Here is a 16,347-nt window from a genome sequence, read left to right on the forward strand (position 1 = left end):
CTCCCATGTGGACACCTCCGTTAGTCTCATTATCCTTCCGTCCGTTAACGGGTGTCCACTTTTTATTCTAGCTCCACATTTTTTAATAACACTGTTATATCAAAATACAATTGGCTCCCTAAGGTCTGATAAGATAACATATCAACTTAATAATAAACCAGTTCATATCATTTTTTATGTTTTGCAATCAATAATGCTGTTATTAAGGACAACTGCAATGAAATTGTAATTGAAATCGACAAAATCACATTATTTGTATCTGAAACATGAATAAAAAATAAAGCAATAAAAAATACAATAAAAGATAATATAATACTTACTATGAAATTTAAGATTATTTTTTTCATGTTCAGCCTCCGTCACTTTATCTGCCTAATAAAGCATCCATATAATTATAGTATACTTTATTGGTATTAGAGTAATCAGTTTTTTTCAATTAAGTTTCTAATTTTTCATAGTTTAAGAATGTAATTACATATAGTTCTTTATCAGTTCTCATCTTTGAATTTGAAAATATCAGATTAAACTAAAACTCACAAAACGAACAAAATATGAGGGGGGACATCCCCTCATATTAATATTTACCAAGATATTGTAATTGGATAATCTAAGGTTTCCGTGCCTATAGCGGGAGTAACAGCTAATCCACTGGGATATACTGACACCCCTACAGCTCCCGTAAGATATCGATGACCATATCTCAAATTGATATTAGACTTACCACTTTTCTTAGTTGTATATACATATTGTGTAATATCTCCTTGTCTAAAATTTGCATCAGCCCAAATATCATACTTTGCAGCTACACCTTGTCCAATATCATGATCTGAAGGTACATTAGATGAAGTACATTTCCACTGACCTTTGTAATTACAATTATTGCTTTCGTGCCCTAAAATAGTTCCAGCTGATGTCCTTAAGTACCATTCGTTAGTTACTGGATAACCAATTGACATCTTGTCTGTTAAAGCAAATATTGGTTCAACTTTCCAAGTATATGAGCCATAAATATATATTTTCTTGCTTCCTGGTACATCACTATTCACTTCATAAGCATTGGCGTACAATGTAATATCTGATTTTGTTAGATCCATTGTACCTACACTATTGTCATCTGGCTTTTGGCTTTGAAGAGAATAATCTTGAGGTTCGCTGGCTGAAAGTTTAACTGCATCATTTTCAATTAAGTATCTTAACGCTTTAGTTGTATAATATTTAAGTTCCTCTTCTTTAATACCTATCTCATTCAATATGATAGATCGTTCCTCTTGTGTTAACTCATTTTCACTGTCTCCACTATCGATGTTAGTAGCAAAAGCAGATTGTGAAAGTACCAATAATAAAGTGACTACGAGAAATAACGACATTGTTTTTTTCATTGTTAAACCCTCATCTCTATTTATATTTTATTACGAAAAAACCAGACTCCCCCTTCCATATTAATTCGAAGATTGTCACTTAACTAACTCTAATCACTGTCATGAAAGTAACTACCATTCTTTCCATAAACTTATACTACGATGCAAATAAAGTAAACCATATAAATCAAATTATTCATATTATTTACAAAAAAATCTGGATATTAGTAGTCTTACCCCCTTCAGAAAACACCTTATAGTAACCAAACTCCCAAAAAGTCAAAGGTTCTGGATCATCATTCACCAACACAAAAATGTCTTCAGGATGAATAAGAACTTTTTTATCATAGGCAGAATACTATGTATATTTGCCATTACAATAATTCAACGTGGATGACTACATGAAATTCTTAAGTCATGGAATCGAAGTATAACACTTCACCATTCCATCCAAATTAGCCTCTTATAATAAGTATGTAATTTAGAGTGTTTCTCCCAACGTATTCTGAAATCAAGAATTTACAAAGTCGGCCCGATTAGTCGAAACGCTCCCATGAACACCCTATAGACAGGAGCTAATAGGATCTCACGCTAAATCAATCATAGAATCATTGATTTATCCACAATTCCCCAATAGCACAAGCCCACACGAATGGCATTTATTAGCCCTTATAAAACAACAGGCACGCCACAACGAATGCAACTATGACAGCAGTCTCGGACAAAACCAATAAAGATTGTCTCCATGAACTGATCCAGAACCTTAAAGAGGGAAAATAATTAATTGCCCCAGAAATGAACAATACCCTACAGCAGAATATCTGCAAAAACAGTGGCGTGCAATTGATGTCTGTTCACCATAACGCTTTGTCTCATTTCCGCACAAATATTATTACTTATTTTACCATATTTTCAGTTGTTTAAACTAAAGATTTAGAACGCCCACCTCGTTTTAACCAATCCATCACTTTCTCATTCATCGCCAAGAGACCTGTAACGACCAAGGCTACACCAATCCACGTAATCCAACTGACATGTTCATTATAGACAACGGCACCCAGACCAACCGCTATCGGCGGGGAGATGTACAGCCAGGTCGCTGGGAACAGCGGATTTGTGCGAGACATGATCCAGTAGAACAGACTGTGACCCACCATCGAGCCAACTACGGTCAAATAAATCAGGGATGAGATAGCAGGTACCCAATCCAGAGCGGACATATTCCAGGATTCTGTCACCGCTGAGAGTAAGCTTAACAACAGTCCCCCATACATCATCTGTACTGCGTTGATCGCTATGGGGTTCGTTTCTTTGAACTGATTAATAACCTTCTTGGAGTATATCGCGCCTGCTGAATAACACACTTCGCCCACCAGAACGGCAATACAGCCCCATAGCCATAATGGACTTCCACCAATGGATACACCCGGCAGAACCACAAGCACAACTCCGGCAAAACCGATCAGACATCCTGTAATCATGCGTGCAGATGTTTTTTGTCGCAACAAAGCTGTCTGCATCAGCATAATCATGAGTGGACCTGTAGCTGACAAAATTGCACCAACGCCCGAACTCACATATTGTTCAGCCCAATATAAGGTCGCAAACGTACCAAACGTCAGTCCTGCACCTGTAATGAGCATTTCTTTACGCCATAGCAGGGAAATATTGACCTTCCCCTTCATCCACATCCATGCAAACATCAAAGCCCCTGCAACGATAAAACGGACTCCAGCTGACAGAAAAGGCGGCATGCCAGCTTCCACTCCAATTTTGATTGCCAGAAACGTTGTTCCAAAAATAAGACACATTACGGTAAATGCGATCCCAACCATGCTAGCCCCTCCTTCATCTGTTCTCCATCATATAGCACTCTCTACAGAACAGAATGCACAAAACAGAACAGTTATCTTCCGTTTGCTGTTACAATAGAGTTCAAAAGGAGTGTGAGCCGGGTGGGCAAAACCATGATGATGACAGATAACAGCCTGAAACTATATGAGCAAGTAATCCATTATCTCGTTGTGCGTATAGAAGCGGGAGAGTGGGCTGAACATGAAAAACTGCCATCTGTACGAAGCCTGTCCGAGCTACTCGGCGTACATCGCTTGACCGTTTTCAAAGCTTATCAGGAGTTAAAAGAACGTGGGAATGTTTATGTGAAGGACAAGTCTGGCTACTATGTCAGTCCAGCTACCCCTTTCTCTGTAACAGATCAGGCAGATGATCCCGCTGTCTCTGCTTGGCTGCATTGGGATTCACTTGCACGGGTACAGTCTCTTGAAGCAGAATACCAGTTTTCCAAATCGTTAATCGATCCCTCTCTGCTGCCCAACCGTTATTGGGGTGAACTGATGCGTGATCTGCTAGATCAATATCCCCGTTTGCTTGGAACGTATTCCACAATTCAGGGAGATCTAGAATTGCGAAGTGCGCTGGCAAGCCATTTAACGAAAAAAGAACGCTTCTATCTCTCGGCAGACGAAGTGCTCATTACTTCGGGGGCCCAGCAGGCCATCGACGTAATCTCTCGCAGTCTGGTCAGACCTGGTGATCGTGTTCTGATGGATAGGCCCACGTACGGGCCTGCAATGGAAATTTTTCGCAAGCAAGGTGCTCGTCTAATCTTTACGGATATTCACTCGGATGGGTATGATCTGGAGCAGATTGAGCATCTGATGAAAACGGAGAAACCACGCTTATTCTATACGACGCCAACCTTTCATAATCCGACCGGCGTTAATGTTCCAGTTGAACAGCGCAAGCAATTACCGGAACTTGCAGAACAGTATGGTTGTTTTCTACTCGAAGACGACAGCACCTATGATATCTATTTTAAGGAGAAACCTCCTGCACCTATTTTCACCTACGACACCACCGGTCACACCCTGTACATTCGCAGTTACAGCAAGTATGTTGCGCCCGGGCTACGGATTGCAGCCATCATATGTCGTCAGCGATTCATGCCAGGACTACAGGCTGTAAAATCACTGACAGATAACGGGTCACCCCTTCTGAACCAGAAGCTTTTCCTCCGTTATTTTCAGTCAGAACGCATGCATCAGCATCTGTCCAAGCTACGGACCGCCATACAGCTACGAATGGAAGTTATGGAACAATGTCTTTTAGAAACGGACTGGACGTGGACCCGCCCCGAGGGTGGACTCAACTTTTGGGTAGAGCTTCCGGAGGGTGTGGATACAGGACGACTGCTTCACCGATGCATGGAGCAATCCGTTGCCTTTGTCCCCGGAACCGTATTCGATTCTTCGGACGATTCAGCCAGTCGCAAGCTGCGTTTGTCCTTCTCTTATGCACATGAGCAGCAGATTCGGGAAGGTATGAGCAGGCTCATTACGCTTGCGAAAGAAATGTAGTCTAAATTTAAAATGATTCCCACTTCCTGCGTGTGTGACATAAGCGTATCGTTAGAAGCCAAAATAAGCCCGAAAGGTCACATGACCTTCCGGGCTACTGTTATGTGCTGGATATGACCTTATCCACCAATCCATATTCGACTGCTTCCGCAGCGGTCAGGAAATAATCTCGATCCGAGTCCTTCTCAATCCGCTCAATCGTCTGTCCTGTATGATCGGCTAACAGCTTGTTAAGGCGCTGACGATGCTGAATGATGCGGTTAGCATGAATCAACATATCGGATGCCTGCCCTCGCGTACCGCCATGTGGCTGGTGGATCATGATCTCACTGTTTGGCAGTGCCATACGCTTGCCTTTTGTTCCACCCACCAGCAATATCGTGCCAAAGCTCGCCGCCATACCTGTGCAGATCGTGGCGATATCCGGCTTCACGAATTGCATCGTGTCATAGATCGAGAACCCCGCAGTCACCGACCCACCAGGACTGTTGATGTACATCTGGATGTCCTTCTCCGGGTCCTCTGCAGTCAAAAACAATAACTGGGCCACTATGGCATTCGCCATCTGATCCTCAATCTCTCCGGACACCATAATAATTCGATCTTTGAGCAAACGGGAGTAAATATCATAGCTCCGTTCGCCGCGAGCTGTCTGTTCCACCACATAAGGTACTACATTCATGTGTGTCGCCTCCTCGGTTTAGGCAACCATGGTGACCGTGTATCCTCCTCCATATGACATCGAGTTCATGCCAGAAGTGGAATACCCGTACATCATTGGCTGCATGGATGGAGACGGCAAAGCCTGCTGCAAAATACTACCCGCCACAGCCATCGGATCATCAGTCCGATTCAGGCACAGATCAATGATTCGAGCTGTATCTCCATTACGAAATGCCAGCAGATAGCTGCGCAGTTCCTCCCGATTGTTTTCCACTGCGCCTGCTTCATACTGCAATTCAGCGCCCGATTGTTCCAACCTGTGCCTCACTTCAGCTATGGCAGAGCGGGCACGACTTAACGCCGCCTTTACAGCGCCTTCTGTCGTATCCAACATTTCCGCAGTCTCTGCCGCCTTATAACCCATTAATTCACGTAATACATATATCACTCGCTGCCACGGTGGTAGCTTATCTACAAGAAGTTGAACAGCAGACTCCAACTCCTCGAATCGTCTTTCCTCCTCCATCTCGTGCAGAAGCGGCTTCAAGCTATCCAGTTTATATGCTAATCTCTCACGCTGACGTAAGATATCAATCCAGCTGTTGCGTGCCATACGGATCAGATAAGCTTCCCAGTTTATATCTTTAATCCCGTAAGTTCCAACGACACTCGACGACAACACTTTGAGACAAGTCTCCTGAACCAGATCTTCCGTGTCTGGAACTGATTTCGTCAAAGATAAACAATACGCATACAACGAACCCATTAGGTCGGGTAATACGGCATGGATGCTTTGGTCCAATTGGTTTTTTCCGTCGTTGCCACCGGATTCAATATTGTATTTAGCTTTTTTACCATCATCATGTGGTCTGTTGATTCTGCAATCCACGGACTTCACAAAGGCCATCTTGGGGGCCCCCCTTTGCTGGTTCCTGATTGATTTTGACTTACACTATGTAAACGAAGAACCCCTTGTAAAGGATACGCTCTTCTGAATTTATTTTGTTACACTCATTAAGTTGAGTTACGCATTCGTTTCCAGCTATAAGGTTCCAAGCGGTACCTTCATCCCGGTAAGGGCAATCGTAATGCCTTGATCCAGCTTGTAATTCTGCCGTACATCGACGTCATGAGACATATGTGTAAAATAGGTATGACCCGGTTTCAGTTCCCGCAGCAACTCCTGCGCCTCGCGCATATCATACACGGAACGTGTTGAGAATTCCGCAAGCTCATGCACAAAGCTTGTTCCGAGCACCAGCATATCCAATCCGTACAGCGGCTTTTTCTCGGTTACCTTCAGGTCTATGGCATCTGAACAGTACGCCCAGCTATACCCGTTTCGATCCAGTCGATACGCGTACGAATACCCGTTATGCCCATGGCACACTTTCCAGGAATGCACGTTCCAGCCACCTAGTTCAATATCATCATCCGTTTCCAGAAAGTCCATATGACGACCCAACCAGGGAAACTGTCCCTGAATGGTGGCAATCACTTCACGTGGTGCATACAAACGTCCCTTCACACCCAACCAGCGGCACGCATCGGCCCATTCCGGCAATCCTCCAATATGATCGAAATGAGCATGAGTGATGAGTAATGTATGCACCATACGCAATCCCTGCTCCTCCATCTGTGATCTCCAGTCCGGCCCGCAGTCAATCATGAACCGTTCACTTGCACCATCGCCATCACCGGCAATCAGAACAGAAGAGCGTTTCCGTCTATTTTCTCCCGTAAGCCTCGCCTCTGTACATACGTCGCAATCACAATACACACGTGGAACGCCCATCGCATCGCCAGTGCCCAGAAATGTTAGCTGATTCAATCCGCATTCCCCCTGAATTAATGATATGTAAATTGTAATCTTCCACCCCTGTTTTTGCAAAAAAAAGACCATCCCGCTGCAGTTCTCCACTGCAATTCGGGACAGTCTGTGGTCTGACCGATCAGCGTCAGACTTCATCTCCATGCTTCGCTCCATCGGGAGCTTGCGCTCATCCACATCTGGTGCGCCCCCTTATAGCTGTCGCCCGCATGAAGATCAGGCTTCACCTTTTGCCAGGCCATGACCGATTGATTCAAGTCACATTAATCCAGCGCTGGGATTACACCAGTGCCCGCAGCTTCAATGTCAGTTCCTGACCTCCAGGTACATCCTTCGAGTCTGTAATGACCCAGTTTGACGCAAGTCGCTCCGCCAGCACCTCTGCCTGCTCCGGTTTCAACTGTAATCCGGTGACGATTCCTTCACCCACTGTGAAGTCTTTCTCTGGTTGCACCTTAAAGGCCTTCTCCAACCAGATTCCCAGTCCACCACGCGTGTTAAAGGTAATCCGGTACCCGTCTTTCACTGCTGCCTCCAGATTTTCACCATGCTCGTCCGCATACGAGAAAAATTCGTTATATCGGTATTCCTCTTCAGACACTTCGTCAAAAGCGGAAACGTCTTTCGCTTGAATAGCTTTTAAAAGTTCTTCCTCAGGCATCCCCTTACCACGGGCCTGCTCCAGTCGAATCGCTGTACTTTGGGATAATTTGATCTCTGAACTCATCCAACTCACACCTTCCTGCACTATGTAACAATCATGATTCAGTATACCTCTATTATAACCTTTTGGCAGTAAAAAACCTCCATCTCTACTTCCATTGAAATGAAGGTTTAGTATCAACACGCTCGGTTACCTATTCGATTACATCAACAATACTAATATCATATTCCCGCCAGCACCTGATACCACACCCCGCGTTTGGAGTACAACGTACTACGTACCTCGTCCCATCCACCCAGATAGGTGATATCAAATAGTCCTTCGGGCGTTGGGAATGTGGACTCCGTCTGTGCAAATACATCCGGGTCTACTGAACGAAAACCATGCTTGGCAAAAATACGCTGTGCTTCTGGTGTACGCAGATAGGCGACAAAGGCTTCCGCCAGTTCACGATTCCCGTGTTTGTCAGCATATTTATTCACCACAACTGCCGGGTTCTCAATCAGGATCGTATTCTTCGGAACAACGATGTCATAATCTACACCTTTGGCGATCCGGGCAAGCAATTCATTTTCATACGTGACGATTACATCACCCACACCATATTCAAATGCCGCCATCGAAGAACGACCACTCTTGTCCAATGATTCAACGTTGCGATGCACTTGTTCGAGAAAAGCCTTGGCTGCGTCAGGGTCTTTCTTACCCTCTTGCTCCTCCGACAGTTTCAATCCGGCACCGTAGATGGCATTAATATCCCATTGTGCGCCCCCGGATGTCTTTGGATTGGGGTACAGTACCTTCACTCCCGGCTTCGTTAAATCCTGAAAATCACGAATCCCCAGCGGGTTGCCTGCTCTTGTTCCCAGAACAACAATCGAACGAGTAATCATGCCTTCATTAGGGGTCTGTTTCCAATCGGTGCTAACCAAGTCGGCTTTGACAAGCTTATCGATATCACTCTCCATCGCGAGCAAGGCCACATCAGCCTCGAATCCACCAACGATGGCTCTTGCCTGTGTACCCGAAGCTTCATAGGATTCCTGGAAGTTAATTGTCTGTCCAGTCTTCGCCTTCCACTCCTCCTGGAACTTGGGTAGCAACTCGCCTACAGCGTCTTTCGCTACACTATAGGCACCAATCACCAGCGTATTGGATGAATCGTTACCAGAGGGCTCGTTCTGTTCAGTTGACTCCTCCTGCTTGCTGCATCCAGCGGTCATGCAGACGAGCAGAAGCATGAGGGCAACGTATAAGAGTATGGCTTTCTTCTTCCTCGTCTGCATGGGCAGCCCCTTTCTTCCACTCGATCTAAATCATCACCGGCATCGGATCTTCCTTCAGTCGGTTCTCAACCACCCAACTGTTGGAATCATTGAACAAGTATGCACGGTGCACAAGGACTCTAATCTGTTGACCGATCTCCAGTGTCGTTTTCTCCAGGGAACGATAGGTGATTAACTTGTGACCCTGTACTTCCACCTCTACCATCCATTCACTTCCGCGGAAATGAAGATGTTTGACTGTACCTTTTTCCGTAGCAGACAGCATGGTGAATTCGTTTTTCAAACCGATCTCAATATACTCCGGTCGGATCAGCGCTCGTGTACCTTCACCCTCAACGGCATGTTCGAACCCTTTCAGCTGTGAAGCATCCTCCACAACCGTAGACTCCCCGATAAATGTAGCGACAAAAGGTGTCTGCGGGTTTTTGTAGATATCCCAAGGTGTACCCTTCTGTTCCAGACGACCCTGACTGATAATCATAATTTCGTCCGCCACTTCAATCGCTTCATCCTGGTCATGCGTTACAAATATCGAAGTAATTCCTACCCGCTCAATTAGCTCCCGCAACCATGAACGCAGTTCCTGGCGGATCTTCGCATCAATGGCCGCGAACGGTTCATCCAGCAATAACAACTGTGGCTCAGGGGCGAGTGCTCTGGCAAAAGCAACACGCTGACGCTGTCCACCAGACAACTGATGTGGATAGCGCTGTTCGAAACCTTTTAACCCTGTCAATTCAACGAGTTCCATAACCCGATCACGGATCTGGGCTTTCGGTGTCTTCTTGACCTTGAGTCCAAAAGCAATATTCTCAAATACCGTCATATGTTTGAACAAGGCATAGTTCTGGAATACAAATCCGATCCCCCGCTCCTGTGGAGGCAGATGATTCACCACTTTTCCGTGAAAGCGAATCTCTCCGGAACCCGGATTCTCCAGACCCGCAAGCATACGCAGAATGGACGTTTTTCCGCCTCCGCTGGGTCCAAGCAGACCGATCAGATGGCCTTTGGCAATATCGAATGAGACATCTTTTACCGCATGAAAATCACCGAAATGTTTGTTCAGATCACGGACTTCTACATGCATATCAATGCACTTCCTTTCGCTTCTTGGCCCATTCCATCATGAGCAGTAGCCCGACGGAGAAGGTGACCAGCACCAATGCCACACCATTTGCGGCAGCTACATTAAAATTCTCAACATCCTGATAGACCAGCGTTGTTGCTGTCTGCGTTTTATTCATAATATTACCGGATACGACCAGAACTGCACCGAATTCCCCGAGCGAGCGCGCAACCGTCAAGACAAGACCGTACACCACCGCCCAGCGGATCGAAGGCCAGGTCACACTCCAGAACGTTCTCCAGCCGTAGGCGCCAAGGGTAGATGCTGCCTCCTCTTGCTGTGAACCGAGTTCCTGCAGAACAGGCATAACCTCTCTGACCATCAGTGGAAATGTGACAAATAACGTTGCGATCACCATACCTGGGAAGGCATAGACCACATTGAATCCAATCCCTTCAAAAAAAGCGCCCATAATGCTGTTAGGTCCCAACATCAACACAATCATCAAACCGCCAATGACAGGAGATACGGCATAAGGCAGGTCTACAATGCTGTTTAGCAGCCCTTTTATCCGTTCACTCAGCCATCCGGCACGAACCAGATACAGAGCCATCATGATGCCAAACAATGTATTTAACAGGGTGACCACCAGGACCACCAGTCCGGTCATCATCAATGCGTGTAGCGCCTCAGGGCGCATTAACCCTTTCAGGAATCCGCCTGCCCCGTCTTCAAATGCGCCAATAAAAATGCGTCCGAGCGGGATGATCAGCAGTACAATAAATACCGCAAACGTCAGTCCGATTAAGAGTCGTCTCATCGTCTTCTCCCCCGCATCTGCACCAGATTGATCAGCCAGAGGATCAGGAAGGAGAGCGTCAGGAGCAACACGGATACAGCAGCTGCCCCAGTTGGATTATCACTTTCAATCTCCCCGTAGATAAATACGGAAGCGGTCAGTGTTCTTCCCGGAATGTTACCAGCCACCAGCACAACAGCCCCGAACTCAGCGAGTCCTCTGGAGAAAGCCAACATCCCCCCACTGATCATGCCAGGTGCCATGGAAGGCAGAATAACCTGCATGAACGTGCGAGCCTTGGAAGCACCCATCGTGTACGAGGCCTCTTCCTCGGAAGGATCAATCTCTTCCAGTAAAGGCTGCACCGCACGGATCACAAATGGAAATGTGACAAAGGTCATCGCGATAACAATTGCGGGCTGGTGAAACACTATCTCGAATCCCATGGATTCTGCCAGTTTCCCGATGGCACTGACCGGACCCAAGAGCAGCATAATCATTAAGCCGCCCACTGCGGTTGGCAGTGCAAACGGAAGATCGACCAGACTGTTGAGAAACGATCGGCCCACAAAGCGATACCTTGTCAACACCCATGCGATCATCGTGCCAAGAACCACATTAATCAGCGTTGCAATCACCGCCAGCCGAATGGTCAGCAGTACGGCTTTCCACGCGATCGGGTCCGTAATGCTCTGAACAAAGTTGCTCCATCCTTCGGAGAAGGAATTGACGTACACACCGATGATTGGAAGTACAATAAGTACGATAAAATATAACAATACGGTACTGCGAAATCCCCAAGTCCATCCCTTATGACGAAGAACGGTATTCATTGCTGCGTTCCCTCCCAGCCTCCGGCTTTAGTTCCGGTCGGCAGTCTCCCTGCTTCGATACGACATTTTTCCTAAGTTGGATTATATTACTTTAATATTATTCCCATTAGTCTACTTGGTTTTGCTTTTCTGATACTTTACCAGTTTGCAGTGCTAATCGTCAATGCTTTTATTGAATATAATTAGGCCACATATGAGATCGATTAATTAAATCCGCACTGCACACTGCGCGGCCAGAACAACCTTCCGATCACTGTTATCCCCAGATTTCTTTGATCCCCTTTTTTTAAGGGGAAATCCGGTGATAAAGGCGAACGCTTATGCTTCTTCAGGTTATTTCTGTCCTCTCCGTTATCATACGATTTGCTCTTTTCACCTTGCATATGTGGTTTGTTTGGTATGTAGTGGTTAAGGTACAATCGAGGGTAAGAAATGAGATCCTAAGGAGTGATTTAATATGTTATATACGAAGAATATATCCACTTCCACACGAGATGAAATGAAAGATATCACACGGGACGTGAAGCAGGTTGTCCAAAGTAGCGGCGTGCAGAATGGGACTGTGCTCATCTACTGTCCACATACAACGGCGGGTATTGCCATCAACGAAAATGCAGATCCGGATGTGAAACACGATGTATTGTTGCGCCTGGACGAAGTGTACCCTTGGGAGCATCCCGAGTATCGACATGCCGAAGGCAATACAGCCTCTCACCTGAAATCGATCACAACGGGGCCATCACAGACGGTGATTATTCATGAAGGCAGACTGCTGCTTGGCCGATGGCAGGGCATTTACTTTTGCGAATTCGATGGACCACGTGAGCGAGAGTACTTTCTCAAAATCATGGAAGGTTAGATTCGGCCCAACAGACCTGCCACCAACTCATTCATTTTTGCAAACACAAACAGGCGGTCCACCCTCATTTCGGGTCGGAGCCGCCTGACTTGGTCTTTGGCGCATACTAACTTTCGCGAGACAACGTTATAAAGAATTAAAGTTATGACAAATCACCGCCCTGAAGTGTAGGGGTGCAACAATAACGCCATTATTGGACGCCAGGCTGCTGACCCAGATTGCGGCACAGCACTTTGACATGAGACAGCGCAGACGATTCAATCTCCACAAACGTTAAACGGTCCTGAATGTAATAAGAAATGAATCCGTGCATAGCCAAAAATAGCGTACGCGGTACCCTTTGAATATCCTCTTCCGTACAGTTCTCTTCATTCATATACTGCCTTATAATCGATGCAAACAATTCAAAGCAACGTCCCTGTTCGGTACGACAATAAGACAACAGTTCTTCGTCCCTGATCATAAACATAATTTCGTATTGGTATGGATTCTCCAGACCAAAGCGAATAAACTCCATCATAATGTGCTCTACCTTGCTCACATCATCACGAACCGGCCTGACCATGGCTTGCAGCAGCAAATGCCCCAGATGATTGAAATCTTCAACCACGATGGCATAGAACAGCTCTGCCTTTTCCTTAAAGTGATAATACAGCGACCCATGACTATAGCCCAGATGCTGGCCGATGCTTCGCATCGAAATGGCGCGGTATCCTTTGGTAATAAAAAGGTGCCTCGCCGCCTCCAGTATCCGCTCCCTCGACAACTCCTGTTCGACTGCTCTTCTAGCCATATATTTTATTCCCCTTCAATAAAATAAAGCCGCTGTCCCTCCGTGATCCGGGATTGCCCTTGCGTCAAATCCGTGATCCAGGCTACAAAAGCCTCGGTTTCACTATCCGGCGGAAGACAAGTCAACGTAACCTTATCGGTGAATCCAGTTTCACCTGTACGGACTTCCCGGCTCCTTAACTCATTTTCCACTTTACCCAGCCACGTATAATCCAGTTCAACAAACACTTCACGATGCAGCACGTTGGTAATGGCTTCTCCGGCTTCAATGGCTGCTACAGCTCCATCCGTATAAGCGCGAATTAACCCACCAGCTCCAAGCATAATTCCCCCGAAGTATCGCGTAACCACAATTGCTACATTTTTTAATTTCTGATTTTTGATCACTTCAAGAATGGGTTTCCCTGCTGTTCCGCTTGGTTCCCCGTCATCGGATTGCTTCTGGATCTCATCCCGCTCCCCAATCATGTACGCAGAGCAGTTGTGAGTCGCATTCCAATGTTTTTTCTTGATCTCATCGATAAAGGCAACAGCCTCTTCCTCTGTCGTGACCGGCATAATATGACCGATAAATCGCGACTTCTTGATTACAATTTCCAGATTGCCCGGTCCTCGAACCGTGCGATAACGTTCAATCATCCCAAATCCAACTTTCTGACCTTTTCCTGAGTCCAATTTTCCATTTAATCCATTTTACAAGAAAGCAGTTCCCCGCGCGAACGCGGACGAACTGCCCTGGTTATCTACATCCGGGAACACTGCATCTTACACGATTCCCGGATAGATTTACATTACTTTATTTAACTATATGAGCAGACCGATGAATTATTCGGAAAGTCTCGCTTCGAGCGCTGCTTTCTCTTCTTCAAAGCCTGGTTTGCCCAGCAATGCGAACATATTTTTCTTGTAAGCTTCCACACCTGGTTGGTCAAATGGATTGACGCCCAGCAGGTAGCCACTGATGCCGCATGCTTTTTCAAAGAAGTATACCAGATATCCGAAAGAATATGGAGTCATATCTGGAATGTTCACAATCAGGTTTGGTACTTGACCATCCGTATGTGCAAGCAGTGTTCCTTGGAACGCTTTTTTGTTAACAAAGTCCATGGTTTTGCCTTCAAGGAAGTTCAAACCGTCCAGATCGTCCGGATCCGATTTGATTGAGATATGCTCCGCAACTTCAGTAACCTGAATAACAGTTTCGAAGATATTCCGGCTACCTTCCTGGATGAATTGACCCATGGAGTGCAAGTCTGTAGAGAAATCAACAGATGCAGGATAGATCCCTTTGTAGTCTTTACCTTCGCTCTCTCCGAACAATTGTTTCCACCACTCGGATACAAAGTGCAGGGATGGCTCATAGTTTACAAGGATCTCAGTGCCTTTGCCTTTGCGATACAATGCGTTACGAACAGCAGCATATTGATATGCTTCATTCTCAGCTACGTTCGGGTTGCTGTATTCTTTGGATGCGTCAGCCGCACCTTGCATCATTTCTTCGATGCTGATACCCGCTGCTGCGATTGGCAGCAAACCTACAGCTGTCAGAACGGAGTAACGTCCACCTACATCATCCGGGATAATGAAAGATTCGTATCCTTCTGCATTTGCCAGTTCTTTCAATGCACCACGTGCTTTGTCTGTTGTAGCATAGATGCGTTTGCGAGCTTCTTCTTTACCATATTTCTCTTCCAGTGCTGCACGGAAGATACGGAAAGCAATTGCCGGCTCTGTTGTTGTACCGGATTTGGAGATGACGTTAACGGAGAAATCTTTGCCTTCAACCAGATCCAGCAAATGAGTTACATATGTGGAGCTGATATTGTTTCCTGCAAAATAGATTTCAGGCGTTTTGCGTTTGTCTTTTGGCAGATTGTTATAGAAAGAGTGAGTCAGCATTTCAATCGCTGCACGTGCACCCAGGTATGATCCACCGATACCGATAACGATCAGTACTTCGGAGTCGCTTTGGATTTTGGCAGCTGCTTTTTGAATGCGTGCGAACTCTTCTTTGTCATAAGCCGTTGGCAGGTCAATCCAGCCCAGATAGTCGGAACCTGTTCCTGTTCCGTTGTGAAGCTGCTCATGAGCCAGACGAATCGGTTCTGCGAAATAGTCCACTTCGTGCTGATTTACAAATTGCAATGCCGTACTATAGTCAAATGTCACTTTTTTTGCCATGATCTCAAAAACCTCCTGATTTCGGTTATATTATTTCCGTATCCGTATTCCATTCTAAACAACTTGCCTTAAGGATACTTCAAATCCACGGGGCTGACAAGCTTGCAGCTCGAACTTTGTCGTTAGAATTCAAGAAGCAAAAAGGGTAAACCGAATCCGCGCGTTGCGGTTCTGCTTACCCTTCTTATGTTATTCCGCCGGGTACGAGCAGACGTAGTCAGTAACGCTGCGTATCTCCAGTTTAAATTTGGATTCGGCAGGCACGTGGAACGTAGCTTGACCTTGAATCTCTTGCCACTCTTCTTCTCCGGGAAGCAATACTTTCAGATCTCCGGACAGAATCTCCATAATTTCACGGGAATCCGTACCGAACTCATAACTGCCTGGAAGCATGATGCCCAGAGTCACTTTGCTGCCATCCCCCAAAATAACCGTTCTGCTGGTTACCTGACCATCATAATAAATGTTGGCCTCTTTCACTACACTGACTTGATCGAATTGTGACATGCGTACCCGCTCCCCTGAAGTTAATGAAAACAAAAGGCAAAACAGATCAAGGCGATAACGAGTTACCGCCCATCTCTGCGGAAATAACTTACTGCCATGGATCAGGACAGCATGATGCTCTCCCGACC

16 protein-coding genes are annotated in these 16,347 nt (G+C 45.8%); 2 read left to right on the forward strand and 14 right to left on the reverse strand.

The window, feature by feature from the left end:
• Window positions 1–581: 581 nt before the first annotated feature.
• Entirely contained in the window at window positions 582–1,379 is a 798-nt protein-coding gene (locus HF638_RS09880) for a hypothetical protein (protein ID WP_169480082.1), read from the reverse strand.
• An 899-nt stretch (window positions 1,380–2,278) separates the two neighbouring features.
• Window positions 2,279–3,193, reverse strand: a complete 915-nt coding sequence (locus HF638_RS09885) for a DMT family transporter (RefSeq protein ID WP_169480084.1) — start codon at window positions 3,191–3,193, stop codon at window positions 2,279–2,281.
• Between the two features lie 120 nt (window positions 3,194–3,313).
• Between HF638_RS09885 and HF638_RS09890 the strand changes: the two genes are divergently transcribed.
• Window positions 3,314–4,735 (forward strand): aminotransferase-like domain-containing protein, encoded by a 1,422-nt coding sequence (locus HF638_RS09890; RefSeq protein ID WP_348982095.1) that lies wholly within the window; start codon window positions 3,314–3,316, stop codon window positions 4,733–4,735.
• A gap of 100 nt (window positions 4,736–4,835) precedes the next feature.
• Here HF638_RS09890 and clpP read toward each other — a convergent pair whose 3' ends face one another.
• The 8 genes from clpP to cysT all read right to left on the reverse strand — a co-directional run bounded on the left by clpP (window position 4,836) and on the right by cysT (window position 11,880).
• Window positions 4,836–5,417, reverse strand: a complete 582-nt coding sequence (clpP, locus tag HF638_RS09895) for an ATP-dependent Clp endopeptidase proteolytic subunit ClpP (RefSeq protein ID WP_169480085.1) — start codon at window positions 5,415–5,417, stop codon at window positions 4,836–4,838.
• 18 nt (window positions 5,418–5,435) lie between these two features.
• A complete protein-coding gene (locus HF638_RS09900; protein ID WP_169480087.1) occupies window positions 5,436–6,305 on the reverse strand; it encodes an RNA polymerase sigma factor in 870 nt (289 codons plus the stop codon).
• A gap of 135 nt (window positions 6,306–6,440) precedes the next feature.
• Window positions 6,441–7,229, reverse strand: a complete 789-nt coding sequence (locus HF638_RS09905) for an MBL fold metallo-hydrolase (RefSeq protein WP_169480398.1) — start codon at window positions 7,227–7,229, stop codon at window positions 6,441–6,443.
• 280 nt (window positions 7,230–7,509) lie between these two features.
• On the reverse strand, window positions 7,510–7,956 hold the full coding sequence (locus tag HF638_RS09910) for a hypothetical protein (protein ID WP_169480089.1): 447 nt from the start codon (window positions 7,954–7,956) through the stop codon (window positions 7,510–7,512).
• A 158-nt stretch (window positions 7,957–8,114) separates the two neighbouring features.
• Entirely contained in the window at window positions 8,115–9,179 is a 1,065-nt protein-coding gene (locus tag HF638_RS09915; protein WP_169480090.1) for a sulfate ABC transporter substrate-binding protein, read from the reverse strand.
• Window positions 9,180–9,204: 25 nt separating this feature from the next.
• On the reverse strand, window positions 9,205–10,269 hold the full coding sequence (locus tag HF638_RS09920) for a sulfate/molybdate ABC transporter ATP-binding protein (RefSeq protein ID WP_169480091.1): 1,065 nt from the start codon (window positions 10,267–10,269) through the stop codon (window positions 9,205–9,207).
• A 1-nt stretch (window position 10,270) separates the two neighbouring features.
• Window positions 10,271–11,068 (reverse strand): sulfate ABC transporter permease subunit, encoded by a 798-nt coding sequence (locus HF638_RS09925; protein ID WP_017689977.1) that lies wholly within the window; start codon window positions 11,066–11,068, stop codon window positions 10,271–10,273.
• Entirely contained in the window at window positions 11,065–11,880 is an 816-nt protein-coding gene (cysT, locus tag HF638_RS09930; RefSeq protein ID WP_169480092.1) for a sulfate ABC transporter permease subunit CysT, read from the reverse strand. The genes HF638_RS09925 and cysT overlap by 4 nt, the downstream gene beginning before the upstream one ends.
• Before the next feature lie 457 nt (window positions 11,881–12,337).
• Between cysT and HF638_RS09935 the strand changes: the two genes are divergently transcribed.
• Window positions 12,338–12,739, forward strand: coding sequence for a secondary thiamine-phosphate synthase enzyme YjbQ (locus tag HF638_RS09935; RefSeq protein WP_145320375.1), 402 nt, complete (start codon window positions 12,338–12,340; stop codon window positions 12,737–12,739).
• Between the two features lie 190 nt (window positions 12,740–12,929).
• Here HF638_RS09935 and HF638_RS09940 read toward each other — a convergent pair whose 3' ends face one another.
• The 4 genes from HF638_RS09940 to ppnP form a co-directional block, all read right to left on the reverse strand.
• The gene (locus HF638_RS09940; protein WP_017689980.1) at window positions 12,930–13,532 is read right to left on the reverse strand and encodes a TetR/AcrR family transcriptional regulator; all 603 of its coding nucleotides are present in this window, start codon (window positions 13,530–13,532) and stop codon (window positions 12,930–12,932) included.
• Between the two features lie 5 nt (window positions 13,533–13,537).
• Complete coding sequence (locus tag HF638_RS09945) at window positions 13,538–14,170, reverse strand: YigZ family protein (RefSeq protein ID WP_036610785.1); 633 nt, start codon at window positions 14,168–14,170, stop codon at window positions 13,538–13,540.
• Between the two features lie 186 nt (window positions 14,171–14,356).
• Window positions 14,357–15,712, reverse strand: coding sequence for a glucose-6-phosphate isomerase (locus HF638_RS09950; RefSeq protein ID WP_017689982.1), 1,356 nt, complete (start codon window positions 15,710–15,712; stop codon window positions 14,357–14,359).
• Window positions 15,713–15,901: 189 nt separating this feature from the next.
• Window positions 15,902–16,219 (reverse strand): pyrimidine/purine nucleoside phosphorylase, encoded by a 318-nt coding sequence (gene ppnP / locus HF638_RS09955; protein WP_017689983.1) that lies wholly within the window; start codon window positions 16,217–16,219, stop codon window positions 15,902–15,904.
• Between the last annotated feature and the right edge of the window lie 128 nt (window positions 16,220–16,347).

Origin of the sequence: Paenibacillus sp. SZ31 (assembly GCF_012912005.1) — a bacterium.
Taxonomy (GTDB): domain Bacteria; phylum Bacillota; class Bacilli; order Paenibacillales; family Paenibacillaceae; genus Paenibacillus.